General features: G+C 69.6%; 28 protein-coding genes. 14 read left to right on the top strand and 14 right to left on the bottom strand.

Annotation, left to right across the window (positions count from 1 at the left end; translation table 11 throughout):
• Positions 1–63: 63 nt before the first annotated feature.
• The 4 genes from AB6A66_RS08165 to AB6A66_RS08150 form a co-directional block, all read right to left on the bottom strand.
• Positions 64–801, bottom strand: a complete 738-nt coding sequence (locus tag AB6A66_RS08165; RefSeq protein ID WP_371055494.1) for a glutamine amidotransferase — start codon at positions 799–801, stop codon at positions 64–66.
• 64 nt (positions 802–865) lie between these two features.
• Positions 866–2,089 (bottom strand): CoA transferase, encoded by a 1,224-nt coding sequence (locus tag AB6A66_RS08160; RefSeq protein WP_371055493.1) that lies wholly within the window; start codon positions 2,087–2,089, stop codon positions 866–868.
• 1 nt (position 2,090) lies between these two features.
• A complete protein-coding gene (locus tag AB6A66_RS08155) occupies positions 2,091–2,948 on the bottom strand; it encodes a MaoC family dehydratase N-terminal domain-containing protein (protein WP_371038970.1) in 858 nt (285 codons plus the stop codon).
• A gap of 160 nt (positions 2,949–3,108) precedes the next feature.
• Positions 3,109–3,678 carry a YcbK family protein gene (locus AB6A66_RS08150; protein WP_371055492.1) on the bottom strand — a complete coding sequence of 190 codons (570 nt, stop codon included), beginning with the start codon at positions 3,676–3,678 and terminating at the stop codon, positions 3,109–3,111.
• Positions 3,679–4,036: 358 nt separating this feature from the next.
• On the opposite strand from AB6A66_RS08150, the gene AB6A66_RS08145 reads away from it, so the two are divergent.
• Genes AB6A66_RS08145 through AB6A66_RS08130 form a run of 4 tightly spaced genes read left to right on the top strand, consistent with a single transcriptional unit; the run spans position 4,037 to position 8,289 of the window.
• On the top strand, positions 4,037–5,647 hold the full coding sequence (locus tag AB6A66_RS08145; RefSeq protein WP_371055491.1) for a murein L,D-transpeptidase: 1,611 nt from the start codon (positions 4,037–4,039) through the stop codon (positions 5,645–5,647).
• A gap of 27 nt (positions 5,648–5,674) precedes the next feature.
• Entirely contained in the window at positions 5,675–6,766 is a 1,092-nt protein-coding gene (gene lpxD, locus AB6A66_RS08140) for a UDP-3-O-(3-hydroxymyristoyl)glucosamine N-acyltransferase (protein ID WP_371055490.1), read from the top strand.
• A 31-nt stretch (positions 6,767–6,797) separates the two neighbouring features.
• Positions 6,798–7,061, top strand: a complete 264-nt coding sequence (locus AB6A66_RS08135; RefSeq protein ID WP_371038966.1) for an acyl carrier protein — start codon at positions 6,798–6,800, stop codon at positions 7,059–7,061.
• Between the two features lie 19 nt (positions 7,062–7,080).
• Positions 7,081–8,289: a beta-ketoacyl synthase gene (locus tag AB6A66_RS08130; protein ID WP_371055489.1), complete on the top strand. Its 1,209-nt coding sequence runs from the start codon at positions 7,081–7,083 to the stop codon at positions 8,287–8,289.
• 160 nt (positions 8,290–8,449) lie between these two features.
• Here the strand turns inward: AB6A66_RS08130 and mnmA are convergent, their stop codons facing one another.
• The gene (gene mnmA / locus AB6A66_RS08125) at positions 8,450–9,595 is read right to left on the bottom strand and encodes a tRNA 2-thiouridine(34) synthase MnmA (RefSeq protein ID WP_371055488.1); all 1,146 of its coding nucleotides are present in this window, start codon (positions 9,593–9,595) and stop codon (positions 8,450–8,452) included.
• Between the two features lie 119 nt (positions 9,596–9,714).
• Here mnmA and AB6A66_RS08120 point away from each other — a divergent pair, with 119 nt between their 5' ends.
• From AB6A66_RS08120 to AB6A66_RS08100, 5 genes are all read left to right on the top strand, one after another.
• Entirely contained in the window at positions 9,715–9,993 is a 279-nt protein-coding gene (locus AB6A66_RS08120) for a DUF1153 domain-containing protein (protein WP_371038963.1), read from the top strand.
• 95 nt (positions 9,994–10,088) lie between these two features.
• Complete coding sequence (gene ctrA, locus AB6A66_RS08115; protein ID WP_371055487.1) at positions 10,089–10,811, top strand: response regulator transcription factor CtrA; 723 nt, start codon at positions 10,089–10,091, stop codon at positions 10,809–10,811.
• Between the two features lie 75 nt (positions 10,812–10,886).
• The gene (gene ligA, locus AB6A66_RS08110) at positions 10,887–13,163 is read left to right on the top strand and encodes an NAD-dependent DNA ligase LigA (RefSeq protein ID WP_371055486.1); all 2,277 of its coding nucleotides are present in this window, start codon (positions 10,887–10,889) and stop codon (positions 13,161–13,163) included.
• A complete protein-coding gene (gene recG / locus AB6A66_RS08105) occupies positions 13,160–15,250 on the top strand; it encodes an ATP-dependent DNA helicase RecG (protein WP_371055485.1) in 2,091 nt (696 codons plus the stop codon). The genes ligA and recG overlap by 4 nt, the downstream gene beginning before the upstream one ends.
• Positions 15,251–15,352: 102 nt before the next feature.
• The gene (locus AB6A66_RS08100; protein ID WP_371038959.1) at positions 15,353–15,475 is read left to right on the top strand and encodes a hypothetical protein; all 123 of its coding nucleotides are present in this window, start codon (positions 15,353–15,355) and stop codon (positions 15,473–15,475) included.
• A 197-nt stretch (positions 15,476–15,672) separates the two neighbouring features.
• On the opposite strand, the gene AB6A66_RS08095 is transcribed toward AB6A66_RS08100, so the two are convergent.
• On the bottom strand, positions 15,673–16,125 hold the full coding sequence (locus AB6A66_RS08095; protein WP_371038958.1) for an iron-sulfur cluster assembly scaffold protein: 453 nt from the start codon (positions 16,123–16,125) through the stop codon (positions 15,673–15,675).
• A 67-nt stretch (positions 16,126–16,192) separates the two neighbouring features.
• On the opposite strand from AB6A66_RS08095, the gene hisI reads away from it, so the two are divergent.
• Positions 16,193–16,552 carry a phosphoribosyl-AMP cyclohydrolase gene (hisI, locus tag AB6A66_RS08090; protein WP_371038957.1) on the top strand — a complete coding sequence of 120 codons (360 nt, stop codon included), beginning with the start codon at positions 16,193–16,195 and terminating at the stop codon, positions 16,550–16,552.
• Positions 16,553–16,558: 6 nt separating this feature from the next.
• On the opposite strand, the gene gluQRS is transcribed toward hisI, so the two are convergent.
• From gluQRS to AB6A66_RS08070, 4 genes are read right to left on the bottom strand one after another with little or no spacing between them, the layout of a single operon-like run.
• Positions 16,559–17,455, bottom strand: a complete 897-nt coding sequence (gene gluQRS, locus AB6A66_RS08085; RefSeq protein WP_371038956.1) for a tRNA glutamyl-Q(34) synthetase GluQRS — start codon at positions 17,453–17,455, stop codon at positions 16,559–16,561.
• The gene (locus AB6A66_RS08080) at positions 17,452–18,066 is read right to left on the bottom strand and encodes a class I SAM-dependent methyltransferase (RefSeq protein WP_371055484.1); all 615 of its coding nucleotides are present in this window, start codon (positions 18,064–18,066) and stop codon (positions 17,452–17,454) included. The genes gluQRS and AB6A66_RS08080 overlap by 4 nt, the downstream gene beginning before the upstream one ends.
• Before the next feature lie 22 nt (positions 18,067–18,088).
• Positions 18,089–19,444 (bottom strand): methylenetetrahydrofolate--tRNA-(uracil(54)-C(5))-methyltransferase (FADH(2)-oxidizing) TrmFO, encoded by a 1,356-nt coding sequence (trmFO, locus tag AB6A66_RS08075; protein ID WP_371055483.1) that lies wholly within the window; start codon positions 19,442–19,444, stop codon positions 18,089–18,091.
• 50 nt (positions 19,445–19,494) lie between these two features.
• Positions 19,495–20,280 (bottom strand): enoyl-CoA hydratase, encoded by a 786-nt coding sequence (locus AB6A66_RS08070; RefSeq protein WP_371038953.1) that lies wholly within the window; start codon positions 20,278–20,280, stop codon positions 19,495–19,497.
• A gap of 57 nt (positions 20,281–20,337) precedes the next feature.
• Here AB6A66_RS08070 and AB6A66_RS08065 point away from each other — a divergent pair, with 57 nt between their 5' ends.
• Positions 20,338–20,775 carry a PaaI family thioesterase gene (locus AB6A66_RS08065; RefSeq protein WP_371038952.1) on the top strand — a complete coding sequence of 146 codons (438 nt, stop codon included), beginning with the start codon at positions 20,338–20,340 and terminating at the stop codon, positions 20,773–20,775.
• Positions 20,776–20,873: 98 nt separating this feature from the next.
• Here AB6A66_RS08065 and speE read toward each other — a convergent pair whose 3' ends face one another.
• Positions 20,874–21,719: a polyamine aminopropyltransferase gene (speE, locus tag AB6A66_RS08060; protein WP_371055482.1), complete on the bottom strand. Its 846-nt coding sequence runs from the start codon at positions 21,717–21,719 to the stop codon at positions 20,874–20,876.
• Positions 21,716–22,237 carry an adenosylmethionine decarboxylase gene (gene speD / locus AB6A66_RS08055; protein WP_371055481.1) on the bottom strand — a complete coding sequence of 174 codons (522 nt, stop codon included), beginning with the start codon at positions 22,235–22,237 and terminating at the stop codon, positions 21,716–21,718. The genes speE and speD overlap by 4 nt, the downstream gene beginning before the upstream one ends.
• A gap of 247 nt (positions 22,238–22,484) precedes the next feature.
• Here speD and AB6A66_RS08050 point away from each other — a divergent pair, with 247 nt between their 5' ends.
• The 3 genes from AB6A66_RS08050 to rpsI all read left to right on the top strand — a co-directional run bounded on the left by AB6A66_RS08050 (position 22,485) and on the right by rpsI (position 24,604).
• The gene (locus tag AB6A66_RS08050; protein WP_371055480.1) at positions 22,485–23,471 is read left to right on the top strand and encodes an SLAC1 anion channel family protein; all 987 of its coding nucleotides are present in this window, start codon (positions 22,485–22,487) and stop codon (positions 23,469–23,471) included.
• A gap of 180 nt (positions 23,472–23,651) precedes the next feature.
• The gene (gene rplM / locus AB6A66_RS08045) at positions 23,652–24,116 is read left to right on the top strand and encodes a 50S ribosomal protein L13 (RefSeq protein ID WP_371038948.1); all 465 of its coding nucleotides are present in this window, start codon (positions 23,652–23,654) and stop codon (positions 24,114–24,116) included.
• A complete protein-coding gene (rpsI, locus tag AB6A66_RS08040; RefSeq protein WP_371055479.1) occupies positions 24,116–24,604 on the top strand; it encodes a 30S ribosomal protein S9 in 489 nt (162 codons plus the stop codon). The genes rplM and rpsI overlap by 1 nt, the downstream gene beginning before the upstream one ends.
• 154 nt (positions 24,605–24,758) lie before the next feature.
• On the opposite strand, the gene AB6A66_RS08035 is transcribed toward rpsI, so the two are convergent.
• Both AB6A66_RS08035 and ppk2 read right to left on the bottom strand, forming a co-directional pair.
• Positions 24,759–25,376, bottom strand: coding sequence for a TetR/AcrR family transcriptional regulator (locus AB6A66_RS08035; protein ID WP_371055478.1), 618 nt, complete (start codon positions 25,374–25,376; stop codon positions 24,759–24,761).
• Complete coding sequence (gene ppk2, locus AB6A66_RS08030) at positions 25,369–26,238, bottom strand: polyphosphate kinase 2 (RefSeq protein ID WP_371055531.1); 870 nt, start codon at positions 26,236–26,238, stop codon at positions 25,369–25,371. The genes AB6A66_RS08035 and ppk2 overlap by 8 nt, the downstream gene beginning before the upstream one ends.
• Positions 26,239–26,254: the final 16 nt, after the last annotated feature.

Below are 26,254 nucleotides of genomic sequence, written 5' to 3'. Positions count from 1 at the left end.
GGCCCCGGCTCGCGCCTGGCACGACGCGCTGCTTGCGGGCGCTGTCGGCGCGTGCCGCGCGCGTCAGGCGCCGTATCGCGCGACGAAGTTCCGCAGTATGCGCTCGGGCCAGGTGACGGCGGCCGCGCGGCAGGCGATGGTCAGGGCATCGGCCTCCTCGGGATGGAAATAGCCGCGCTCGCGGTAGATCCTGATCCTCAGCGCGAACACCTCGCCGTCGGCTTCGGGGTGGAATTGCGTGGCGTAGACGTTGCGGCGGTGCCGGACCATCTGGAACGGGCAGGGGCCCGACGTCACCAGCGCCGCCGCGTCGTTCGGAAGCGCCTCCATCGCTTCCTTGTGGCCCACGAGCGCGGCGAAGCTGTCGGGCAGGCCGTCGAGCAACGGATCGCCCCGCCCGTCGGGCGTCACCTCGCAGGCCACGGCGCCGACCGGCTCTGCGTAAAGACCCTTGCCCACCGGGGCGCCGAGATGCTGGCCGAGGATCCCGATCCCGTAGCAGCAGCCAAGAAAGGGCAGGTCGCGCGCGCAGATCTCCGGCATGAGGCCAAGGACCGCGGCCTCGATCCGCGCCTCGACCGGCGCCTTCTCCTCGGGCGGGTCGCTCACGCAGCCGGGCCCCCCGCCCACGATCACGCCGGCATAATCGTCGAGGTCGAGGTCGGCCGGAAGCGCCTCCTGGTCGAGCCGGACGCGCCGCGCGCGGTCGGGCGCGATCCCGCCCTTGTCGAGGAAGGCGCGGTATTCGTCGTCGGCGACCTCGGTCTCGGGGCGAAGCTGGAGGATCAGGAAGGGTTTCATCGGGCTCTCCTGGCGCGGGGAACGAGAGTGCCGCGTGCCGGTCCGGCAGGCAACCGCGCGTCGTTCAGGCGGCGGGCACGGGGCCGCCCACCACGCCCTTGTCAAACAGCCGTCCGATCTCGCCCGAAGAAAGACCGGCCACATCGGCGAGCACCTCTTCGGTGTGCTGGCCCAGCTGCGGGGCCGGCGCGGGATCCGCGCGCCGTGCGGCCGAGAACGCGAAAGGGCTTTGCGGCGTCAGAAGCTCGCCGATGCCCGGCTGATCGATCCGGGTGAAGAGCGGGTTCTCGGTGGAAAGGTCGGGGTCTTCCTCCATCGCGGTACGGAAATCGCGGAAGACCGACCAGGCGACGCCCGCCTTGTCGAAGGCATCGGCGAAATCGGCCACCTTCCGCGCCGCGAACCAGGGTTCGAGGATCGCGGTGATCTCGTGGCGCGCATGCCAGCGCTCGCCTTCCTGCGACAGGTCGCGGCCGAGTCTCCGGGCGAGCGCGTCCATCTCCTCCGCGGTGCCGGTGACGTCGAGCAGGCCGCGCCACTGGCGCTGCGTCAGCCCGACCACCATCACCCGCCGCCCGCAGGCACAGACGAAGTCCTGCCCGTAGGCCCCGTAAAGCGCGTTGCCCGCCTTTGGTCGACTCTGGCCGGTCAACTCCGTCTCGCCGAGAATGCCGAGATTGCCGAGCATCGCCGCGGCCACGTCCTTGAGCGCGACCTCCACCTGCTGGCCGCGCCCCGTGCGCAGCCGCGCCCGTTCCGCCGCGAGAAGCCCCGCCACCGCCATGTTGCCCGCGATGCAGTCCCAGGCCGGGAGGACATGTGCGACCGGATCGGTCGAGCCCTCGGGCCCGGTGGCGTCGGGAAAGCCGAGCGACGGGTTCACGGTGTAATCCACCGCCGCGCGCCCGTGGCGGTCGCCGGTGAGCGTCAGCATCACGAGGTCGGCCCGGTGCCGGGACAACGTCTCGTAGTCCATCCAGCCGCGCACCCGGAGATTGGTCAGGAAAAGCCCCGCATCCTCGCCGGGCGCGGTGACGATGCGGGTGATGAGCTCCCGCCCCTCGGGGCTTTTCATGTCGACCGCGACCGAGCGTTTGCCCTTGTTGAGCCCCGCCCAGAAGAGCGAGCGCCCGTTCGGCGCCACCGGCCAGCGCCGCGCGTCGAGCCCGCCCTCCAGCCGGTCGAAGCGGATCACGTCCGCGCCCATCTGCGCCAGTGTCATGCCCGCGAGCGGGATGGCGACGAAGGCGGAGCCCTCGACCACCCGCATGCCATTCAGGATCGCCATGTCATTCCTCCCATTCGGCGGTGGCCTGCATCCCCTGGTGGCCGGCGGCCGCCACGGTGCAGAGGCTCAGCCCCGGCGCGTCCTCCCCGCGCCAGGCGCAAAGCCCGATGTCTTCCCCGGCGAACATCGGATGCACGCCGCGAAAGCTGAAACGGTCGGGCGCGCGGCCCGCGACCTCTGTGGCAAGCGCCATGAGGCACATGGCCTGCATGGGCCCGTGCACCACGAGGCCGGGATATTTCTCCACCCCGGTGGCGTAGGGCAGGTCGAAGTGGATGCGGTGCGCGTTGAAGGTCGCGGCGGAGTAGCGGAAAAGCCGCGCCTCGGTCATGGGCACTGTCAGCTTCGCCTCGCATCGCGTTGGGGCCGGGATCTTTTTCGGGGGAGAGAACGCTGTCGGCATCGGCATGTAGACGATGTCCTGCCGCTCTTCCACGGCCAGGCCCGACGGTCCGGAGAGGCGGTGCTCCACCGTGACGAAGATCATCTCGCCGCGCTCGTTCTCGACCTGCCGGATGCGCGCGATGCGCGACTGGCGCCGCACCTCGTCGCCGACGGCAAGCCCGGCGCGGAAGCGCAGCGCCCCGCCTGCCCACATGCGCCGTTCCAGCGTGATGGGCGGCAGGAAGGCCCCGCGCTCGGGGTGGCCGTCGGGGCCGAGGCGGTCCATCGGTGCCGCGGGATGGAAGAGACCCCAGTGCCAGAGCGGGGGCAGCGGCGTGCCGGGGGCGGGATCGGGCGGCGGCGTGCCGGGCAGGTCGGAGAGCGTGCAGGCCATCATCGACACGGCGGCCGGGCTTGCGGTGTCACGGTCTTCGCGCGTGCGCCCGACCCAGGCGTCGTAATCCGGTTCGCTCATCCTGCCGACGCTCCTCCCTTCGTCGTGGCGCCCGGCATAGCGAAGATGATTGGCCTTTCCTACGAATACTTATGTGCACAATTCCGCGGCCGGGCTGCCCCGAAACGAGAAGGGGCGCCCGCTGGCGCCCCTTGCGATACCGGCTTTCGCGTGCGTCGCCTCAGCTGCCCCAGCTGCGCACCGGGCCGCAGTCCATGTGCACGAAGTTGGAGCCCGTGTAGCGCCCCACGCCGCCGCCCTTGCAGGCAAGCGCCGCGCGCGACAGCTGGCTGACCGAACGGGAGTTCAGGCGCACGTCCGCCGCCTCTCCGCGCAGGTGGCGCGAATTCTTGGCGACGCCCGATCCGCGCGAGCGCAGCATGGCGTTGGTCTGCGGGCTGCGGTAGCCCGAGATCAGCATGTAGGGTTCGGAGGTGTCCATCATGTTGTGCGCGGCGGCAAGGATGTCGAGCGTGCGAAGGTCGATGGCCTTCACGTCGTTGCTCCGCCAGTCGCGCATGAACAGGTTGATCTCTTCCACGGCGTCGCGGATGTAGTTCCCGTCGATCCAGTAGATCATGTCGATCCGTTCGCCGGTGCGTCCGGAATACATCCGCAGCCGGCGGACGTCGCCACCGCCGCGCAGGAAGCCCGCCGCGCTGGAATAGGTGGGCGCCGCCGCGGCCGCCGTCGCCGCGAAAGCCGCCAGAACGCCGCGCCGCGAGAAAGTGCCGTTCGGTTTTTCCGTCATGTTAAGCCGCCTGTCCGTCGCCTCGTGCCGGGCGCGTCGTTGCGCGCCCGAGCTTGCCCAGTTCCTTCCCCAGTAAGGGTCGTATCGCATGGCGGGGATGCGCCACCAAGGGGTGATTCTGGCTAAGCTCTTGTAAACAGGGATTTCGGCAAGTTTTCGCTCAGCCCTTGCGTCAAGCTGCGTCGGCCCGCCCGTGCAAGGCCACGACATCGCAAGGGATTTTTCGTCCGGCCACGCGAATGTGTCTGGACAGGGCGCAACCATCCCGCATCCTACGAGCCGGGATCTGCGGCGCGCGCCCGCGGGTCCCGATATGATTGAAGATGCCTGCGATTTCACGACGCGAGGAGCCTCGACGATGACCCTGACCTGCCTTCGCAAACGCCTTGCAGAGGCTGCCCTCGCCGTTCTTCTGGCCGCCGCGCTCCCGGCAGCGGCGGAACCGCTCACCGCCTACAAGCAGGCGCTCGCCGAGACGGCGTCGCGCGACGGCGACCTCGCGGCGGTCTACCGCGCGCGGGATTACGCGCCGATCTGGACGGGCCGCGAAGAGATCCATGCCGCCCGCCGCGCCGCGCTTCTTTCCGCGCTGGAGAACGCGCATCTTCACGCGCTTCCCGCCGCGGCCTACCGCGCCGACGAGGTGCGCGCCCGTCTCGCCGACACGCGGTCGGCGCGCGACCTGGGCGAGATCGAGGCGATGCTGTCGCGGCTGTTCCTCGTCTATGCGCGCGACGTGCAGACAGGCGTCGTCGAGGATCCCTCCGACATCGACCGCGCGATCGTGCGCGACATCGCCCGGCGCGACCGGCAGGAGTTGCTGAACGCGCTCGCCGAAGCGGAGAACCCGCGCGCCTTCTTCCGTGGCCTGCCGCCGCAAAGTGCGGACTACGCGCGCCTGATGAAGGCGCGGATGCAGCTTCTGGGCACCGTCGCGCGGGGCGGCTGGGGGCCGGCCGTGCCCGAGGGCGCGAAGCTCGAACCCGGCGACACCGGGCCCGCGGTGGTCGCGCTGCGCGACCGGCTCGTCGCCATGGGCTACCTCGACCGCACGCCCGCGCGGGACTATACCGCCGCACTCGCCAAGGCCGTCCGCCGCTTCCAGGAGGATCACGGGCTGGAGCCCGACGGCATCGCCGGCCCCTCGACGCTGGAAGAGATCAACGTGCCGCCTGCCCGGCGGCTGAGGTCCGTGGCGGTGGCGATGGAGCGCGAGCGCTGGCTCGACCCCGACCGCGGCGCGCGCCACATCCTGGTGAACCTCACCGATTTCTCGGCGCGCATCGTGGACGACGGCAAGGTCACCTTCGAGACCCGCGCGGTCGTGGGCGCGAGGAACGCCTCCAAGCCGACCCCCGAGTTCTCGGACGCGATGGAGTACATGGTCGTCAACCCGTCCTGGAACGTGCCGCGCTCGATCATGGCGCGCGACTACCTGCCGAGACTGCAGCGCAACCGCAACGCGGCCTCCTACATGCAGCTCGTCGACAGCCGGGGGCGGGTGGTGAGCCGCAGCAGCGTGAACTTCAACGCCTACAGCGCGCAGAGTTTCCCGTTCCGCCTGCGCCAGCCGCCCTCGCCGCGCAATGCGCTGGGGCTGGTGAAGTTCATGTTCCCCAACCCTTACGCCATCTATCTGCACGACACGCCCGACAAGCACCTGTTCGACCGCGAGGTGCGCACCTACTCGAGCGGCTGCGTACGTCTTCAGCAGCCCTTCGAATTCGCCTACGAGCTTCTGTCGCGGCAGACCGACGACCCCCGGGGCCTTTTCCACGCAAGGCTCGAAACGGGCAACGAAACGCGGATCGACCTCGAGACGCCGGTGCCCGTGCACCTCGTCTACCGGACGGCCGTGACCACGGCCAAGGGGGGCCTGCAGTTCCGCCGGGACATCTACGGGCGCGACGCGCGGATCTGGGACGCTCTCGCGGCTGCGGGGGTGGCGCTCGGCGCGGCGGAGGGCTAGAGAAGCCGGGCAGGGCCCGGAGGAGTCATGAGCCACACAATTGCCGATATCGCCGCCGCGCTCGGGCTGGAGGCCTTCGGCGATACGGCCATCGCGGTGACCGGGGCGGCAGAGCCCGCGGATGCAGGCCGCTCCGACATCGCCGTCGCCATGAACCCCGCCTATGCGGAACGCCTTGCCGAAGGCGCGGCGCGGGCCGCGATCCTCTGGTCCGGCGCGGACTGGCAGGCGCTGGGGCTGGAGGCCGCGATCGCTGCCCCGCGTCCGCGGCTCGCGATGGCGGGTCTGACCGCGATGCTCGACCGCGGGCAGGGCTATGCCCCCGGCATCCACCCGAGCGCGGTGATCGATCCCTCGGCGGAAATCGGCGCCGAGTGCAGCATCGGCCCGCTTGCCGTCATCGGCCCCGGGGCGCGCATCGGGCGCGGCACGACCGTGGGGCCGCAGGCCTTCGTCGGGGCGCAGGCGGTGCTGGGCGAGGGCTGCGCGCTGCGCGAGGGCGTGCGGATCGGGGCGCGCGTGCGCCTGGGCGCCCGCGTGATCCTGCAGCCGGGCGCGGTGATCGGCGGCGACGGGTTTTCCTTCGTGACGCCCGAGGTCTCCGGCGTGGAGCGCGTGCGGGAGTCCCTCGGCGATCAGGGCGAGATCGCGCCGCAAAGCTGGGTGCGCATTCATTCCTTGGGCGGGGTGAGCATCGGCGACGACGTGGAGATCGGCGCCAACTCCTGCATCGATCGCGGCACGATCCGCGACACCGCCGTCGGCGCGGGCACGAAACTCGACAATCTCGTGCAACTGGGCCACAACGTCGTGATCGGGCGCGACTGCCTGATCTGCGGCCTTGTCGGCGTGGCAGGGTCGTCGGTGGTCGGCGACAACGTGGTGCTGGGCGGGCAGACGGGCATCAGCGACAACCTGACCGTAGGCGACGGCGTGATCACCGGCGGGGGCACCAAGGTTCTGTCGAGCATCCCGGCCGGGCGGGTGATGCTGGGCTACCCGGCGACGAAAATGGATGCACAGATCGAGACCTACAAGGCGCTCCGCCGGCTGCCGCGTCTCGCCCGGGAGGTCGCGGCGCTGAAGAAAGCGGTTTCAAAGCTCGGAGCGAACGACTAGATCGGCGCCGAGCGCAAGGAAGGGGCGTGCCATGAGCGGTGTGCGGGACAAGGTGATCGAGATCATCGCCCAGCAGGCGGTGCTGGAGCCTTCCGACGTGTCGATGGACAGCACGCTCGAGGAGCTCGGGATCGACAGCCTGGGCCTTGTCGAGAGCATCTTCGCGATCGAGGAAGCCTTCGACATCTCCGTCCCCTTCAACGCAAACGATCCCCGGGAAAGCGATTTCGACATCTCGTCGGTGGCCTCCATCGTGGCCGGGATCGAGCGGCTCGTCGCAGAGCAGCACGCGTGAGCGGCCGGGACGGCGCGCGATGAACCGGGTGGTCATCACCGGGGCGGGCACGATCAATCCGCTCGGGCACTCGGTGCCGGAGACGCTTGAGGCCATGCGCGAGGGACGTTGCGGGATCGGCCCGCTCGAGTTCCGCGACGTCGAGCGGCTTTCGATCCGGATCGGCGGGCAGGTGAAGGGGTTCGAGGCGGAGGGGCATTTCAACCGCCAGCAGATGGCGCTTTACGACCGCTTCACGCAATTCACCCTGATCGCCGCGCGCGAGGCGATCGGGCAGGCGGGGCTGGAATTCGCCGGCGAGATCGCGGCGACTGCGGGGGTGGTGCTCGGCACCGCCGGGGGTGGCGTGTCCACCTGGGACGAGAATTACCGCAGCGTCTACGAGGACGGAAAGAACCGCGTGCATCCCTTCGTGGTACCGAAGCTGATGAACAACGCGGCCGCCTCGCATGTGTCGATGGAATACAATCTGAAGGGGCCTTCCTTCACCGTCTCGACCGCCTGCGCCTCCTCGAACCACGCGATGGCGCTGGCCTTCCAGATGGTGCGGCTCGGCATGAGCAAGGTGATGGTGACCGGCGGCTCCGAATCGATGATGTGTTTTGGCGGCGTGAAGGCGTGGGAAGGCCTGCGCGTGATGAGCCGCGACGCCTGCCGCCCGTTCTCGGCCAACCGCAACGGCATGGTGCAGGGCGAGGGCGCGGGCGTGTTCGTGCTGGAGGAGTACGAGCACGCGCGCGCGCGCGGCGCCGAGATCCTCGCCGAGATCGTGGGCTTCGCCATGACCTCGGACGCGGCCGACATCGTCATGCCCTCCAAGCAGGGGGCGGCGCGGGCCATGTCGGGGGCGTTGCGCGACGCGCGCGTCCCGTTGGAGAGCGTGGGCTACATCAACGCCCATGGCACTGGCACCGCCGCCAACGACAAGACCGAGTGCGCCGCCGTCGCCGACGTCTTCGGCCCGCACGCCGATCACCTGATGATCTCTTCGACGAAGTCCATGCACGGCCACCTGATCGGCGGCACCGGCGCGGTGGAACTGCTGGCCTGCATCATGGCGCTTCGGGACGGGGTGATCGCGCCCACCATCGGCTACGAGGAGCCCGACCCCGAATGCGCCCTAGACGTGGTGCCCAACGTCGCGCGCGAGGCCGAGGTCGAGGTCGCGGTGTCGAACGCCTTCGCCTTCGGCGGTCTGAACGCCGTACTGGCGCTGCGCAGGGTGTGACGCCGGCGCGCGCGTGCCGCGCGCATCGTTCCGAGGCGCGTTCCGCGCCGGCGAGGGGCGCTGCCCCTCGCGCTCCCCGGAGTATTTTCACCAAGAAGAAGCAGGCGCGGTGCGTTTTCGATGGTCTGCCGGCACGGCCCGTGCGGCCGGACCCTGCCCGTCAGCGTCCCCGCCAGATCCAGGCGCCGCCCAGCACGCGGGTGCCGCCCGTTTCGTAGAAGACACAGGCCTGGCCGGGGCTCACGCCTTCCTCGGGGGCGAGAAGCTCCACCTCCGCCTCGGTCTCGGAGACCGGGCGCAGGATCGCCTCTGCCGGCGGGCGGGTGGAGCGTACGCGCACGGACACCGCGCGCTCCGCCTCCTCGGTGAAGGCGCCGTCGCCGATCCAGTTCACCTCGCGCACGGGCACCTTGCGGGTGGCGAGCATGGTTTTCGGGCCCACGATCACGCGGCGCCCGTCGACGTCGAGCTTCACGACGTAGAGCGGCTCGTCGAGGCCGCCGATGCCGAGGCCGCGGCGCTGGCCGATCGTGTAGTGGATCACCCCGCGATGTTCGCCGAGGACGCGCCCGTCGGCGTGCACGATCTCCCCGGGCTCCGCCGCGCCGGGGCGGAGCTTCTCGATCACCGCGGCGTAGTCGCCGTTCGGCACGAAGCAGATGTCCTGGCTGTCGGGCTTGTCGGCCACGGGAAGGCCGTAGCGCGCGGCGAGCGCGCGGGTTTCGTCCTTGGAGGCGAGATGCCCGAGCGGGAAGCGCAGATAGCCGAGCTGCTCCCGCGTGGTGGAGAACAGGAAGTAGCTCTGGTCGCGCGCGCCGTCGGCGGCCATGTGAAGCTCGGGCCCGCCGGGGCCGGTCTTGCGCCGGATGTAATGGCCCGTGGCCATGCAGTCGGCGTCGAGGTCCTTCGCGGTCTCCAGCAGGTCGCGGAACTTCACCCGCTCGTTGCAGCGGATGCAGGGCACGGGCGTGGCGCCGGCAAGGTAGCTGTCGGCGAACTCGTCGATCACCGCCTCGCGGAACGTGTTCTCGTAGTCGAGCACGTAGTGCGGGAAGCCCATCGCCTCGGCCACGCGGCGCGCATCGTGGATGTCGCGGCCGGCGCAGCACGCGCCCTTCTTCGCGAGCGCCGCGCCGTGATCGTAGAGCTGCAGCGTCACGCCCACGACGTCGTAGCCGTCCTCGGCGAGGCTGGCGGCCACGACGGAGCTGTCGACGCCGCCGGACATGGCGACGACCACGCGCGTCTCGGCCGGCGCCTTGGGCAGACCGAGGGAGTTCAGCTCTGGGTGACGGTCGAGGGGCATGCTGCGCTCCTTTGAACCCTGCGAAATATAGGAAAATGCGCCGTACTCGCAACCCTCGCGTTTCACCGGCTGTTAAACGCGCCCGCGCGAGGTTGGCCGCGTCAAGGAGAGTGAGGCGGATGTATCTGAAAAAGGTGGATGGCCCGCGAGCCGTGACGCTTCCCGACGGGCGCGTGATGACCCGCGCCGACCTGCCACCCGCCAACACGAGCCGGTGGGTCGCGTCGCGCAAGGCCGCCGTCGTCCGGGGCGTGACCTGTGGGCTGATTTCGCGCGCCGACGCGCTGCGGCGCTATGGCCTCAGCGACGAGGAGTTCGACGGCTGGGTGGCCGCGGTGAAGGAGCATGGCGAAAGCGCCCTCAAGGCGACGGCGCTCAGAAAATACAGACAACTTTAGATTGCGGGCGCGCGCGTCATGCTTATGATAACGGTACATTAACCTTTCTTGTTCACGGTGCGTTTCATCCGGAGCGAAGGAATGGAGCCTGGCCGATGCGCGTGTTGCTGGTGGAAGACGATCCGACGACGTCGAAGAGCATCGAGATGATGCTGACCCACGCGAACCTGAACGTCTACTCCACCGACCTGGGCGAGGAGGGCATCGATCTCGCGCGGCTTTACGACTACGATCTCATCTTGCTGGATCTCAACCTGCCGGACATGACCGGCCACGAGGTCCTGCGCCAGCTTCGCACGGCGCGCATCGCCACGCCGATCCTGATCCTGTCGGGCTCCGACGATACCGAGAGCAAGATCAAGGGCTTCGGCTTCGGGGCGGACGACTACATGACGAAACCGTTCCACCGCGACGAGCTCGTGGCGCGCATCCACGCCATCATCCGCCGCTCCAAGGGCCATTCCCAGTCGGTGATCCGGACGGGGAAGGTGGCGGTCAACCTCGACGCCAAGACGGCGGAGGTGGACGGCAAGCCCGTCCACCTGACCGGCAAGGAATACCAGATGCTCGAGCTCCTCTCGCTCCGGAAGGGCACGACGCTTACCAAGGAGATGTTCCTCAATCATCTTTACGGCGGCATGGACGAGCCCGAACTCAAGATCATCGACGTGTTCATCTGCAAGCTGCGCAAGAAGATCGCCGAGGCGACGGGCGGGGCCACCTACATCGAAACGGTGTGGGGGCGGGGCTATGTCCTTCGTGACCCCCAACCCGAGGCCAGTGACGTCGTGGCCCGGTCGTTCGCCGCGAACGCCTGATCGCGCGACGCCCCCACTGGACCGCGCGGGCCTGCGCGCCTATCACTTCTCCCGGATTGCAGTCGGGAGGCGCGGGTGGCCCCGAAAGACCCTGAAGCGACGCCGGTCGAGGCGCTGAGCCGGGACGAGGCCGCGACCGAACTCCAGCGCCTTGCGCAGGCGATCGCGTGGGCGGATGCGGCCTATCACCGCGACGACGCTCCCGAGATCAGTGACGCCGACTACGACGCGCTCAAGCGGCGCAACGCCCGGATCGAGGCGCGTTTTCCCGACCTCAAGCGCCCCGACAGCCCCAGCGAGCGGGTGGGCGCGCCCCCCACCGAAGGCTTCGCCAAGGTCGTTCATTCGGTGCGGATGCTTTCGCTCGCGAATGCCTTCGACGACGAGGAAATCACCGAGTTCGACGCCCGCATCCGGCGCTATCTGGGGCTCGCCGCCGACGCGCCGCTGGCCTACACCGCCGAGCCCAAGATCGATGGGCTGAGCCTTTCGCTGCGCTACGAGGCCGGGGGGCTCGTGCAGGCGGCGACGCGCGGTGACGGCACCGAGGGGGAGGACGTGACCCGCAACGTCCGCACCATCGGCGAGATCCCCGAAAGGCTGGAGGGCGGCCCCGATCTCCTCGAGGTGCGCGGCGAGGTCTACATGGCGCATGCCGATTTCGAGGCGTTGAACGCGCGCCAGGAAGCGGCGGGCCAGAAACGCTTCGCCAATCCGCGGAACGCCGCGGCGGGCAGCCTGCGCCAGCTTGACCCTTCCGTCACCGCCGGCCGCCCGCTCCGCTTCTTCGCCTATGGCTGGGGCGCGCTCTCGGCGCCGCTCGCCGAGACGCAGATGGGCGCGATCGAGCGTCTCTCGGCGCTTGGCTTCCCGACGAACCCGCTCACCGCGCTCTGCGACGGACCCGGCGAGATGCTTGCCCGCTACCGCGAGGTCGAACGGCGCCGCGCCGCGCTTGGCTATGACATCGACGGCGTCGTCTACAAGGTGAACGACCTTGCGCTGCAAGAGCGGCTCGGCTTCCGGTCCACCACGCCCCGCTGGGCCATCGCCCACAAGTTTCCCGCCGAACTCGCCTGGACGCAGCTCGAGGCGATCGACATCCAGGTGGGCCGCACCGGCGCGCTTTCGCCCGTGGCGCGGCTGGTCCCGGTCACGGTGGGCGGGGTCGTCGTGTCAAACGCGACGCTGCACAACGAGGATTACATCGCGGGGCGCGATTCGCAGGGCAACCCGATCCGCGACGGAAAGGACATTCGCGTGGGCGACTGGGTGCAGGTCTACCGCGCCGGCGACGTGATCCCGAAACTGGCGGACGTGGATCTCTCGCGCCGGCCGGAGGGCGCCACCGCCTATGTCTTCCCGACGAGCTGCCCCGAATGCGGCTCGGACGCGATCCGGGAGGAGGGGGATTCGGTGCGCCGCTGCACGGGCGGGCTGATCTGCCCCGCGCAGGCCATCGAGAAGCTGAAGCATTTCGTCTCGCGCGCGGCCTTCGATATCGAGGGGCTGGGCGCGAAGCAGGTGGAGCAGTTCTACCTCCTGGGCTGGATCCGCGAGCCCGCGGACATCTTCACCCTCGCCGCGCGCGACGCGGCGGGCGAGAAGGCGCTGGTGGCGCCGCAAGAGGTTCTCGCGGGCCTTCACGACGAAGAGCGCGGCGAAGCGCGGGAGCGCCTCGCCGATGCGCTGGGGCTCGAGGGATTCGACCGCGAGGAGGTCGCACGGACCTTCGAGCGCCGCAGCCGCACGCCCCTCTCCGAGCAACTCGGCTGGGGCGAAAAGAGCGTGAGAAATCTCTTTGATGCCATTGAAGAGCGTCGTGAAATTCCCATCGAACGCATGATTTTCGCGTTGGGCATCCGGCATGTCGGCGAGACGGCGGCACAGCTTCTGGCGCGCCACTATGGCCGCTGGGAGGCGTTCCTTGCGGCCATGGACGCGGCGACGGACCAGGCCGGCCCGGCCTGGGACGATCTGCTGTCCATCGACGGGGTGGGCGCGGTGCTCGCCCGCTCGCTCGTCACCTCGGTGACCCAGGATGCCGAGCGCGCCTCGATCGACCGGCTGGCCGGGGAACTGACCGTGCTGGAGGCGGAGCAGCCCGACACCGAGGGCAGCCCGGTCGCGGGCAAGACCGTCGTCTTCACCGGCAAGCTGGAGAAGATGACCCGCGCCGAGGCCAAGGCGCGGGCGGAAAGCCTGGGCGCCAGGGTGTCGGGCTCGGTCTCGGCAAAGACCGATCTTCTGGTCGCAGGCCCGGGCGCGGGCTCCAAGGCGAAGAAGGCTACCGAGCTCGGCGTCGAGATCATCGACGAGGACGATTGGCTGAAGCTGATCGGCGCCGCATGAGCACGCGGCCGGAGCCGCTCTTCCCGCTTTTCGCAGAGCTCGAGTCGCTGGACGGGGTCGGCCCCAAGACCGCCCGGGCCCTGGCGCAGATGGGGGTGGAGCGGCCCCGCGACCTGCTCTTCGCGCTGCCGCATTCGGTGATCGACCGGCGCCGCCGCGACACGGTGCATGGCGCGGAACTGCCCGCGGTTCTGACGGTCGAGGTGACGGTGGGCACGCATCGCGCGCCGCGCCAGCGCTCGGGCGCCTACCGCGTGCAGGTCGAGGACGCGGCGACGGGCTTTCAGCTCGTCTTCTTCCACGCCCGGCCGGATTACCTGCAACGCGTCCTTCCGCCCGGAAGCCGCCGGATCGTCTCCGGCAAGGTGGAATTGTTCGACGGCATCGCGCAGATGGTCCACCCCGACCACATCCTGCCGCCCGAGGAGGCGGGCGAGATGCCGGAGTTCGAGCCGGTCTATCCGCTCACCGCCGGGGTGACGCAGAAGACGATGGCGCGCGCCGTGCGGGCCGCGCTCGCCCGCGCGCCGGACCTGCCCGAATGGATCGACCCGGTGCAGAAGGCGCGCGCGGCCTGGCCCGGCTGGCGCGACGCGCTCGCCGCCGCCCACGCGCCCGAGGGGCAGGTGGATCTCGCGGCCACCGCGCCCGCGCGCGAGCGGCTCGCCTATGACGAGTTCATGGCCCATCAGCTGACCCTCGCGCTGGCCCGGGCGCGGCTGCGGCGCGGCAAGGGGCGGGAGACCCACGGCACCGGAGCCTTGCAGGCGAAGGTTCTGGAAAACCTGGAGTTTCGCCCGACCGCGGCCCAGACCCGCGCGGTCGAGGAGATCGCCGCCGACATGCGCGCGCCGCGGCGGATGAACCGGCTTCTCCAGGGCGACGTGGGCGCGGGCAAGACGCTGGTGGCCTTCCTCGCCCTGCTGATCGCGGTGGAGGCGGGCGGGCAGGGCGTGATGATGGCGCCGACCGAGATCCTCGCCCGCCAGCACCTCGAGGGGCTGCGCCCGCTCGCCGAGGTGGCGGGTGTGCGGCTGGAGATCCTCACCGGGCGGGACAAGGGCGCGACACGCCAGGCGAAGCTCGTCGCACTCGCCGAGGGCGGGATCGACGTGCTGGTGGGCACCCACGCCGTTTTCCAGAAGGATGTGGCGTTCCACGACCTGCGGCTCGCGATCGTGGACGAGCAGCACCGCTTCGGCGTACGCCAGCGGCTGGAGCTTGGCCGCAAGGGCGCGCGGGCCGATGTTCTGGTGATGACCGCGACGCCGATCCCGCGCAGCCTGTCGCTGGCGCAGTACGGCGACATGGACATCTCGCTGCTTGACGAGAAGCCGCCGGGCCGCCAGCCGATCCGCACCGCCATGGTTTCCACCGCGCGGGGCGAGGAGGTGGTGGACCATCTGCGCCGCGCCGTGGCCGAGGGGCGGCAGGCCTACTGGGTCTGCCCGTTGGTTGAAGAGAGCGAGGCGGTGGACCTCATCGCCGCCGAGGACCGGTTCCGCCGGCTCCGCGCCGCGCTCGGCGAGGGGGTGGTGGGCCTCGTCCACGGGCAGATGCCGCCCGAGGACAAGGACGCGGCGATGGCGCGGTTCCAGTCGGGCGAGACGAAGGTGCTGGTCGCCACCACCGTGATCGAGGTGGGCGTGAACGTGCCCAACGCCACGATCATGGTGATCGAGCGCGCGGAGATCTTCGGTCTTGCCCAGCTTCACCAGCTGCGCGGCCGGGTGGGGCGGGGCAGCGGGGCCTCGACCTGCCTTCTGCTCTACCAGGCGCCGCTTTCGGACTCCGCGGCGCGGCGGCTCACCACGCTGCGCGACACCGAGGACGGCTTCCGGATCGCCGAGGTGGACCTCGAGATGCGCGGGGCGGGCGACCTTATCGGGACGGCGCAATCCGGCCTGCCGCGGTTTCGCGTGGCGGAGGTGGAGCGGCAGGCCGCGCTGATGGCGATCGCCCAGTCCGACGCAAGGCGCCTGCTGGCCGACGACCCGACGCTGGAGACGGCGCGGGGCCAGGCGGCGCGGACGCTTCTGTGGCTGATGGGGCAGGACGAAGCGATTCGCCTGATCTCCGTGGGCTGATGGCCGCGACCGGAATGTTCGCGAATGTTCCTAAAAAGTTCTTTACAAGGCGGGTGGGGTGTGAGAACAAAGGGTCAACGAAGCCATGCAGGAGGCACCGCCATGATGACCCAGATCGCCGACATTCTTCGCCGCCAGCCGGCGGCCGTCGTCGAGGACATGGCCGGTGTCGTCGCGCTCGCCGTCATTCTTGTCGGCGCGCTGCACCTGCCGGGGCTCGTCTGATCTGCCTCGCGGTCCGCGAATGAAAGGCTCCCTGCGCATCCTGTCCCCAAAACGCGCGCCTGCCGACTAAATCCAGTCGCGGAAGAGACGCACTCTTCCGGCCAGAGCCTGACCTGTCCCCAAGCACGCGGACTGCACTTCACCGCCGCCTTCCTCATGGAAGCGCGGCGGTTTTTTATAGGGGGTCGCCTGCGCGCTCAGGCGCAGTGGGCCGCTTCGGCCTGCGCCGCCGCCTCGGCCGCGGCCTCGATCGCGAGAAGGATCGAGGCGTGGCGGTTCTTGTAGTCGCGGGCGGGGCGCAGCACCTCGAACCCGTCGAAGGGCGCGTCCGGCACGGGACCGTCGGATTTCAGCATGGTCCGGAGCGCGTCGCGCGCGGCCTCAAGCTCCGGCCGGCTGCGTCCGATCACCGCCGCGCCCAGCACGGCCGCCGCCGCCTGGCCGAGCGCGCAGGCCTTCACGTCCTGACCGAAATCGGAGACGCGCCCGTCGGTCATGGTCAGGTCCACCGTCACCGTGGAGCCACAGAGCGGCGACCGTTTCCTGACGCTCGCGTCCGGGTGATCGAGCCGCCCCCGGTGCGGAATATCCGCTGCGAGCGCGAGAATGCGCCCAGAATAAAGCTTCATCAGGTCGTCGTCGCCAGCCATGGCCTTCCTCTTCGGCGCTTTCGGAAATAATTAGGTCCCCGCGCCAGAGATGCAAAGGATTTGCGCCATGCCCTTCGATCCCGCGACGCTTCGCTACAACGAGGCCGGCCTCGTTCCCGCCATCGCGCAGGAGGCGCGGACCGGCGAGGTGCTGATGCTGGCCTGGATGACCGCGGAGGCGGTCGCCCGCACGCTCGAGACGGGGCGCGTCACCTACTGGTCGCGCTCCCGCGGAGAATTCTGGGAGAAGGGCGCGACCTCGGGCCATGTGCAGGAATTGGTGGAGATGCGGGTGGATTGCGACCGTGACTGCCTGCTGCTTCTGGTGAACCAGACGGGGCCGGCCTGCCACACGGGGCGGCGAAGCTGCTTCTACACGGCAGTGCGCGACGGGGACGAGGTCGAGATCCTGACGCCGCAAGGCTGAGGGCGCTCAGCTCACGGGCGTCTTTCCACCAACAAGATCAGACGGTTGCAGGCCGACCATCATGCGAATGTCCGCGGGGCTGCGGCCGTCGGCGCGGTAGGTCGCGATGGCGCGCGCGTCGTCGCGCTTGGCGAGGCGGTGGCCCGCCTCGTCGCGGATCAGGCGGTGGTGATGGTAGACCGGCGTGGGCAGCCCGAGAAGCCGCTGGAGGAGCACGTGGATCGCCGTCGCGGGGGCGAGGTCCGCGCCGCGGATAACATGGGTGATCGCCTGGTCCGCGTCGTCGAGCACGACCGAGAGGTGATAGGACGCGCCCATGTCCCGGCGCGCGAGCGCCACGTCGCCGATGCCCGCGATCAGATTCTCGGGGTCGAGGGAAGGCGGCTCCGCAAGGCCCGTTTCCTCGAAGCCGAGCGGGCGCGCCGCGACACCGGCGAGGTCGAGCGCGCGCGCCATGTCGAGGCGCAGCGCCGGGCCTTCGGGCAGCGGCCCCGCGCGCGGCGCGTCGGCTCGGCAGGTGCCCGGATAGACCCGCCCGTCCGGCCCGAGGAGCGGCGCGCCCTCCTGCGGTGCGGCGGCCGCGGCCTCGATGTCGCGCCGGGTGCAGGTGCAGGGGTAGAGAAGCCCGCGCGCCCAGAGATCGCCAAGCGCCGCGCGGTAGCGCGGGATGCGGTCGGACTGGCGCAGCACGGGCGCGTCCCACGTGATGCCGAGCCAGCCGAGATCGTCCTCGATCTGGCGGGCCCAGTGCGCGCGGGCGCGGGCCTGGTCGATGTCGTCGAGGCGCAGCAGGAAGGCGCCGCCCGCCGCGCGCGCACGATCATGGGCCAGCAGCGCGGAATAGGCGTGGCCGAGATGCAGCGGGCCTGTCGGCGATGGGGCGAAACGGGTCCGAAAGCTCACTTTCGTTCAAGCACATAGACGCGGGAGTTGAGATCGCGCGCCGGCAGGTGCGGGCCGTAGTCGCTGACCAGAAGCCGCGCTGCGCCCGTGTCCGTCCACTCGGAGACATGGGCTTCGTAGGACCGATTCTCGAGCGTGTGATCGTTGAAGGAAAACGCGAAGAGTCCCCCGGGCTCGAGCAGCGCCATCAGCCGATCGAAGACCGCCAGCGGCGCCGCGCCCGCCCCGATCACCCCGATGGCCGCCACGGCAGCGTAGCGGCCGCGGCGGTCCGACAGGTCGTCGTCGAATCCGATGCGGTCGAGGCACCTGTAGGCGCCTTTCTCTTGCGCCTCGGCCAGCATCTCGTCGGAGACGTCCACGCCGTCGATCGTCGTGAGGCCCGCCGCCCGGAGCGCCGCGCCCGACAGCCCCGTGCCGCAGCCGAAATCGAGCACCGGCGCGGAGCGGTCGCCCATATGCGCGGCGAGCGCCTTTGCGGTGCGGGCGGGCGTGGCGTAGCCGGCCGAGCCCAGCTCGGTATCGTAACTCGCGGCCCAGTTGTCGTAGAGGGCGCGGGTCTCTTCCATGCCGGAAACGTCGTAGACCTTGTCGAGAAACTTTTCGGGCATGGCCCAAGGGTAACCTGCGCGATCAGGCCGCGTCCAGCGCCGTCTGGGTCAGCCAGGCAGTCCAGGCCGCCTTGGCGCGGTCCGTGTAGGCCTTGTAGCGGTCGCGGCGCCCGCGACGTCCGCCCTTCACGCCGTCGAGAGGCCGGAAGAGCCCGAAATTCACGTTCATCGGCTGGAAGCTTTTCGCTTCCGCACCCCCGGTGATGTGGTGCACGAGCGCGCCCACGGCGCTGTCGGGCGGCGCGGGGGGCAGCCGGCGGCCCAGGATTTCCGCAGCGGCGAGCTTCCCCGCGAAAAGCCCCATGGCCGCGGATTCGACGTAGCCCTCCACCCCGGTGATCTGGCCCGCGAAGCGGATGTGGGGCCGCGCACGCAGGCGCAGTTCCGCGTCAAGCAGCGTGGGCGCGTTCAGGAAGGTGTTGCGGTGGATGCCGCCGAGACGCGCGAAGCGGGCGTTTTCCAGCCCTGGAATCAAGCGGAATACATCGGTTTGCGCGCCGTACTTCATCTTCGTCTGGAAGCCCACCATGTTGTAGAGCGTGCCGAGCGCATTGTCGCGGCGCAGCTGGACCACCGCCCAGGGCTTCTTTTCGGGCTTGTGCGGGTTGGTCAGCCCCACGGGTTTCATCGGCCCGTGGCGCAGCGTTTCGCGCCCGCGCTCGGCCATCACCTCGATGGGCAGGCAGCCGTCGAAATAGCCCGCCGTCTCGCCTTCGTGGAACTCGGTCTTGTCCGCGGCGACGAGCGCGTCGATGAACGCCTCGTAGCGCTCGCGGTCCATCGGGCAGTTGAGATAGGCCTGCCGCTCCTCTTCGGTCTCGCCCTTGTCGTAGCGGGATTGCCGCCAAGCCACCGACATGTCCACCGAATCGGCATGCACGATGGGCGCGATCGCGTCGAAGAAGGCCAGCGCGTCCGCCCCCGTGATCCGCGCGATCGATTGGCCGAGCGCGGAGGACGTCAGCGGCCCGGTCGCCACGATCCAGCGGCCCACGGGCGGCAGTTCCGTGATCTCGCCCGTGGCGAGCGTGACATTGGGGTGCGCGGCGAGGGTCGCCGTCACGTCCCTTGCAAAGGCATCGCGATCCACGGCGAGCGCGCCGCCCGCGGGCAGGCGGTGGCGGTCGGCCATCGCCATGACGAGACCGCCCGCCTCGCGCATCTCCCAGTGGAGAAGCCCCACGGCGTTCTGCTCGTCATCGTCGGAGCGGAAGGAATTCGAGCACACCATCTCTGCCAAGTGAGCCGTGCGGTGCGCGAATGTGCCGGTCTCGGGGCGCATCTCGTGGATCACCACGGGAACGCCCATGCTTGCGGCTTGCCAGGCGGCCTCTGATCCGGCCATGCCGCCGCCGATGATGTGAAGCGTCTCGGTCATGGGCATCGATCTAGGCGCTCGGGCGCGCGATGTCACGGGGCGCGGATCGTTTACTGCGCCCAGTCCGGCGCGCGCTTTTGCAGGAAGGCGTTGATCCCCTCGTCGGTATCGCGGTCGAGCATGTTCTCCACCATCGCCGCGCCGGTGAAGGCGTAGGCCTCGTCGAGCGGCATCTCGGACTGCGCGTAGAAGCCGCGCTTGCCGATCTTGACCGCGGTGCCGAGCTTGGCCGCCACGGTCCCGGCGAGCGCGGCCGTCTCCTCGGCGAGCGAGTCCTGCGGCACGACGCGGTTGACGAGGCCGAGTTCCCGGGCACGGGTGGCGTCCACGAACTCGCCGGTCACCAGCATCTCGAAGGCGTGTTTCAGCGGCACGTTCCGCGTGAGAGCCACCATCGGCGTCGAGCAGAAGAGCCCGATATTCACCCCGTTCACGCCGAAGCGCGTGCCTTCGGCCGCCACGGCCATGTCGCAGGACGCGACGAGCTGGCAGCCCGCGGCGGTGGCGATGCCGTGGACCTGCGCGATCACCGGCTGGGGCACGTCGCGAATCGTCTGCATCATGCGGCCGCACCGCTCGAAGAGATCGCCGAAATAGCCCGCGCCGCCATCCTCGGACTGGCGGCCGGCCTGCATCTCCTTCAGGTCGTGACCCGCGCAGAAGGCCTTGCCCGCGCCCGAAAGCACCACCGCGCGCACGCCACGATCCTCCTTCAGCGCGTCGAACTCCGCCTGAAGGGCGGCCAGCATCGCGTCGGACAGCGCGTTCAGCCGTTCGGGCGCGTTCATCGTCAGATGCGCGACGGCGTCACGGTCGGTACGATCCAGAAGTGCCATCTTGTCCTCCTCGCCTCTTCGCGGGAACTCTATGCGCCAAAGGGGCAGGAGGAAAGCATGGCGGTCAAGATGGACGCGGGCGCGCTCACGCAGTTTTTGCGCCGCGAGTTCCCGCAGGTGGCGGAGGAGTTCGTGATCGAGCGGGTGGGCGAACGCGAGATCGACGTCCGCCTCGCCGTGGCCGAGCGGCATCTGCGCCCCGGCGGCACCGTCTCGGGGCCCTCGATGTTCGCGCTGGCCGACGTGTCGGTCTACCTCGCGCTTCTGGCGATGATCGGGCCGGAGGCGCTGGCGGTCACCACCGGCTGTTCGATGGATTTCATGCGCAAGCCCGCGGCCGGGCGCGACATGATCGCGCGCTGCCGCCTGCTGAAGCTGGGGCGCACGCTGGCGGTGGGCGACGTGCTGCTGTTCTCGGAAGGCGCGGAAGAGCCCGTGGCGCGCGCGAGCATGACCTACTCGATCCCGCCGCGACAGGGGCGCGCCGCGGGGTAGGGGGGCCGTCGGCCCCCCTCGCCCCTCGCGGGGCTCACCCCCCGAGAGTATTTGGGCCAAGAAGAAGCGGGGGCGGGGGCGCGCGCCCGGCGTCGGGCTCAGGCCAGCAGGCGCCGGACGTAGCCCGGCAGGGCGAAGGCCGCCTTGTGCACCTTGGGCGTGTAGTAGTCCGTCGCGATCCCGCTCTCGGCGAAGCGCCCCTCGAGCACGTCGAGCGGCGTGGCGCGCGCGTCCCCGTCGCTGCCCCAGCCGAAGGCCATGGGGCCGCCGGCATAGGTCGGGATCGTGGCGAGGTAGCAGGCCGGGTCGGCGAAGAGCGCCCGGAAGGCGCCCATCGTGCCGATCAACTCGTCCGGTTGCAGGAAGGGCACGCCGTTCTGGGTGACGAGGATGCCGCCCTCCGCCAGGCGCCGCTTGGCGTGGCCGTAGAAGCTGTCGGTGAAAAGCACCTCGCCGGGTCCCACGGGATCCGTCGAGTCGATGATGATGACGTCGTAATCCGGGCCGTCCGCGCGCATGAACTCCGCGCCGTCGGCGATCACCAGCTCGAGCCGCGGGTCGTCGAAGGCCCCGGCGGAGAGCATCGGCAGGTATTCCTTCGAGAAGGCCACGACGCCCGCGTCGATCTCGACCATGGTCAGCCGGGCGATGCCCGGGTGCTTGAGCACCTCGCGCGCCATTCCGCCGTCGCCGCCCCCCACGATGAGCACGCGCCGCGCCGCGCCATGGGCGAGGATCGGCACATGCGTCAGCATCTCGTGGTAGATGAAATTGTCGGCCTCGGTGGTCTGCACCACCCCGTCGAGCGTCAGCACGCGGCCGAAGGTTGCGTTCTCGAAGACCTGCAGGCGCTGGTGGTCGGTTTCGCTGTCGTAGAGCAGCCGCTCCACGCGCAGGGCCTGCGCGTGGTCCCGGTGCAGCGTCTCGCGCATCCAGCCGGTCATGCCGCGATGCCCGCCTCGGCCACCACGCCCTCGCCGCGGCGCAGTTCCCTCACGCGGACGTCCGACGTGGCGAAGGCCGCCTTCAGGACATCGACCGCGCGCCATGGCCGGGCGTCGCCGCACATGAAGACGTCGAAGGCGCCGTAGCCGATCTCGGGCCAGGTGTGCACGCTGATGTGGCTTTCGGCCAGCACCGCCACGCCGCTCACGCCCTGGGGGCTGAACCTGTGCGTGTGGATGTGCAGCAGCGTCGCGCCGCAGCGGTCCACGCAGTCGTGGAACGCCTGCGCGATCCGCGCCTCGTCGTCGAGGCCATGGCCGTTCACCACCTCGATGATGAGATGCGTGCCCGCGAAGACGACGCCGTCGTGGCGGATGAAATGGTCCTCGCGCGTCTCGTCGAAGAGATCCCGGGCGGGTGTTTGGATAAAAGGCACATTGGTGCCTGTGTCGGTGTCTTCCGCTTGGGCGCCTGTCTCCAGACCGATCCCCAGTTGGAAGAGGTTGGCGTCCTTCATGGCGCTCCCCTTCTAGCCAGCAGATTGAATCCAGCGGTCCCTTAGCGCCCCCCCGGTGGCCCGGAGTTGGGATCGGTCCCGATATCTGTAGCGCGCGCCTAGGAATGATTGGCGAGTCGCGCAACAGGCAATCGCCGCATCGCCGCATGAACGTGGCAAGCGCAGTTGATCTGCGTCATGGAAGCGACACCGCGCCGCGCGCAGGCAGGGGCGGCAGCATGCGAAACGGTCACGGGGAGCGCGGATGATGACGACAGGCAAGGCAGGGCAGGCCGGGGAGCAGGCGGGCAACCGTCTCGAACATTTCCCGATCACGTTTTTCGCGATCGTCATGGGGATCATGGGCCTCAGTCTCGCCTGCCATGCCGGCACGGGGCTCTGGCCGGGCCTTGCCCGCGCGTCGGAGGCCGCGATGTGGCTGGGCATCGCGATCTTCCTGGCGATCGCCGCCATCTACGCGCTCAAGATCCTGCGCCATCCCGGCGCGGTCGCGGCGGAGTGGCAGCACCCGGTCAAGCTGGCCTTCTTTCCCACCGTCTCGATTTCGCTGCTGCTGATGGCGACGGCGCTTCTGCCGCACCACCCCGGCGCCGCGCGGACGATCTGGTGGCTGGGCGGGGCGGGGCAGGCGGTCCTGACGCTGGCCGTGGTCTCCGGCTGGATCGGCCACCGCCCCTTCCAGGTGGGTCACCTCACGCCCGCGTGGTTCATTCCCGCGGTGGGCAACGTGATCGTGCCGGTGGCCGGCGTGCCGCTCGGCTACGCGGAATTGTCGTGGCTGTTCTTTTCGGCGGGGCTCGTGTTCTGGGGCGTGCTGCTGACGCTCGTCATGAACCGCCTCGTCTTCCACGACCCGGTTCCGGCGCGACTTTTCCCGACGCTCGTGATCCTGATCGCGCCGCCCGCGGTGGCGTTCCTGGCCTATGTCCAGCTTGCCGGCGGGCTCGACGCGTTCGCGCGGATCCTCTTCTACGCCGCCTGCGTCTTCGCCGCCCTGGTCGCGGTGCAGGTGCCGCAGCTTGCCAGGCTGTCCTTCGCGCTTTCCTTCTGGGCGCTGTCCTTCCCGGTCGCGGCGTTCTCGATCGCGGCGTTCCGCTATGGCGCGCTGGCGGACTCCGCCGCCCATGGCTGGATCGGCGCGGCGGCGCTCGCGCTGCTCGGCGGGCTCGTGGCAGGGCTGCTCGTCCGCACGGGGCGCGCGATCGGACGCGGCGAGATCTGCCGGCCCGAGTGAGGCGATGGCGGGCAGAAATATGGGGTATCTTTATACCTATTTTCCAAGTTATTGAAACGCATCAATTAAATGGGGTGCGCGCGCCTTGACTGCACGCGCGCTGCGCGTATAACCCGGCCATTCAGACGCGGCGGGCGCTGTCCCGCCGTCGAACAGTTCCAGACCCTGAGGGCGACCCGAATGAAAACCTACTCTGCCACCCCGGCGGAGATCGACAAGAAGTGGATCGTGATCGACGCCGAGGGCGTCGTTCTCGGCCGCCTCGCCTCGATCGTCGCCACCCGGCTGCGCGGCAAGCACAAGCCGTCCTTCACCCCGCACATGGATTGCGGCGACAACGTCATCGTCATCAACGCCGACAAGGTGCAGCTGACCGGCAAGAAGCGCACCGAAGAGCACTTCTGGCACACCGGCTATCCCGGCGGGATCAAGTCGCGCACCAAGGCGCAGATCCTTGACGGCGCCCATCCCGAGCGCGTGGTGACGCTGGCGGTCAAGCGGATGCTTCCCGGCAACCGGCTTGCGCGGAAGCAGATGACCAACCTGCGTGTCTACGCCGGAACCCAGCATCCCCACGAGGCGCAGCAGCCCGAGGTGCTGGACGTGAAGTCGATGAATTCCAAGAACACGCGGGTGGCGAAGTGATGGCGGACGAAATCAAATCGCTCGAGGACCTCGAGACCGTGACCGGCGGCGAAAGCGCCGTGGCAGCGCCCGCGCCGACGCGCGAGGCGATCCGCGACGACCTGGGCCGGTCCTACGCGACGGGCAAGCGCAAGGATGCCGTGGCGCGCGTGTGGATCAAGCCGGGCTCCGGCAAGGTCAGCGTGAACGGCAAGGACATGAGCAAGTACTTCGCGCGGCCGGTGCTGCAGATGATCCTGCGGCAGCCGTTCCAGGTGGCGGGCGTCGAGGACCAGTTCGACGTGATGTGCACCGTGAAGGGCGGCGGGCTTTCCGGCCAGGCTGGCGCGGTGAAGCACGGCATCTCGCAGGCGCTGCAGTTCTACGACCCGGCCCTGCGCGGGCCGCTCAAGGCGGCGGGCTTTCTCACCCGCGACAGCCGCGTGGTGGAGCGCAAGAAATATGGCCGCGCCAAGGCGCGGCGGAGCTTCCAGTTCTCCAAGCGCTGAGGCGTATCGCACCGGATGGAAAGGGCCCCGCGAGGGGCCCTTTCTCGTTTCGGCGGTCGCGTGACGGTTGGAACGGCCCGACGCGCCGCATTAACCGGCTGGCGCCATCGAGGCGGGTCGATCCCCGCCGGCGGGACGGTCGTCGCAGGGGCGCTCACCCGTCGGGCGGGATGAGGCCCAGGCCGCGAAGGTAGATGCCGATCCCGCTTTCCAGCAATTCCTCGGGCGGAAAGGGCGACGCGCGGCCCGGGGCCTGCCGTGCGAAGAGTTCGACGACGCCGTGGCTCATCGCCCAGACATGGGCGGAGAACATCGCCGCGGGGGGGCGCTTCTCGGGCGGGATATGCCGCGAAAGATCCTCTGCCGCGCATTCCAGAACGCCACGGGCCCGCGCGGCCGCGGCGGCCAGTTCGGGGGTGCGGTTCACGCCGACCCCGCTTTCGAACATCGCGATGTAGTGACCGGGATGCTTCCGCGCAAAGGCAAGATACGCGCGTCCCGTCGCCTCGAAGGCGGCGAGCGCCGAGGGCTGGCCGCTGTCATAGGCATGCTGCATCACGTCGGCGAAGATCTCGTAGCCCTGCCGCGCCGCCTCTGCGATGAGATCCGCGCGGCCCTCGAAATGCCGGTAGACCGCGGCGGGCGTCACGCCGGCCTGTTTCGCCGCTTCGCTGAGGGTGAACCCCTCGGGTCCTTTCGCCTCGATCAGCTCCAGCGCGGCATCCACCAGCGCCTGGCGAAGGTTGCCGTGGTGGTAACCCCGTTTAGCCACGCCAGAGCTCCGGTCCGCCGCGTATCTTCGGATCGCCCGTCCCGATCGCCGCATCGTCGCGTCCGGGATAGTCGAGCCGCTCCAGCACGGCGCGGATCGCCTCCAGCCGGGCGCGACGCTTGTCGTCGGAGCGGATCACCACCCAAGGGGCGATCGAGGCATGGGAGCGCGCGAAGGTCTCGGCGATGGCGTCGGTATACGCGTCCCAGAGGGAGAGCCCTTCCACGTCGATGCGCGAGAGCTTCCACCGCTTCAGCGGATCGGCCTCGCGGGCGAGGAAGCGGCGCAGCTGTTCCGCGCGGCCGACGTTGAGCCAGATCTTCACGAGCACGATACCCTCGTCCACGAGAAGCTTCTCGAACTCGGGCACCTGGCGGAAGAACGTCTCGCGCTCGGCCTCGGTGCAAAAGCCCATGACCTTTTCGACCACGCCGCGATTGTACCAGGACCTGTCGAAGAGCACGATCTCGCCCGCGGCGGGAAGCTGTTCGACGTAACGCTGGAAGTACCATTGCGTGGCCTCGCGGTCCGACGGCTTTGGCAGTGCCACGAGGCGCGCGACGCGCGGATTGAGGTTTTCGCGGAACCGCTTGATGGAGCCGCCCTTGCCGGCCGCGTCGCGGCCCTCGAAAACGACGGCGACGCGCGCGCCCGACGCCTTGGCCCAGGCCTGCAGCTTGGCCAGTTCGATCTGAAGCGTGCCGAGCTGGCGCTTGTAGCTCTTTTTCTCCATGCGGCTGTCGTGCGGGTAGTCGGGGTCGAGGATATCGCCCTTGCGGCCCCTTGCGATCGCCGCGCGGATCTCTGAAGGCGCGGAGGTTTCGTAGTAGCGGGTGATGGCCTCGTCGAAAGGCAGGCTCAGCGGCATGGTCGTCCCT

The organism is Rhodosalinus sp. K401 (genome assembly GCF_041365735.1).
Lineage (GTDB): Bacteria > Pseudomonadota > Alphaproteobacteria > Rhodobacterales > Rhodobacteraceae > Rhodosalinus.
Note: the sequence above shows the minus strand (reverse complement) of the source record. Positions and strands in the feature narration are given on the sequence as shown.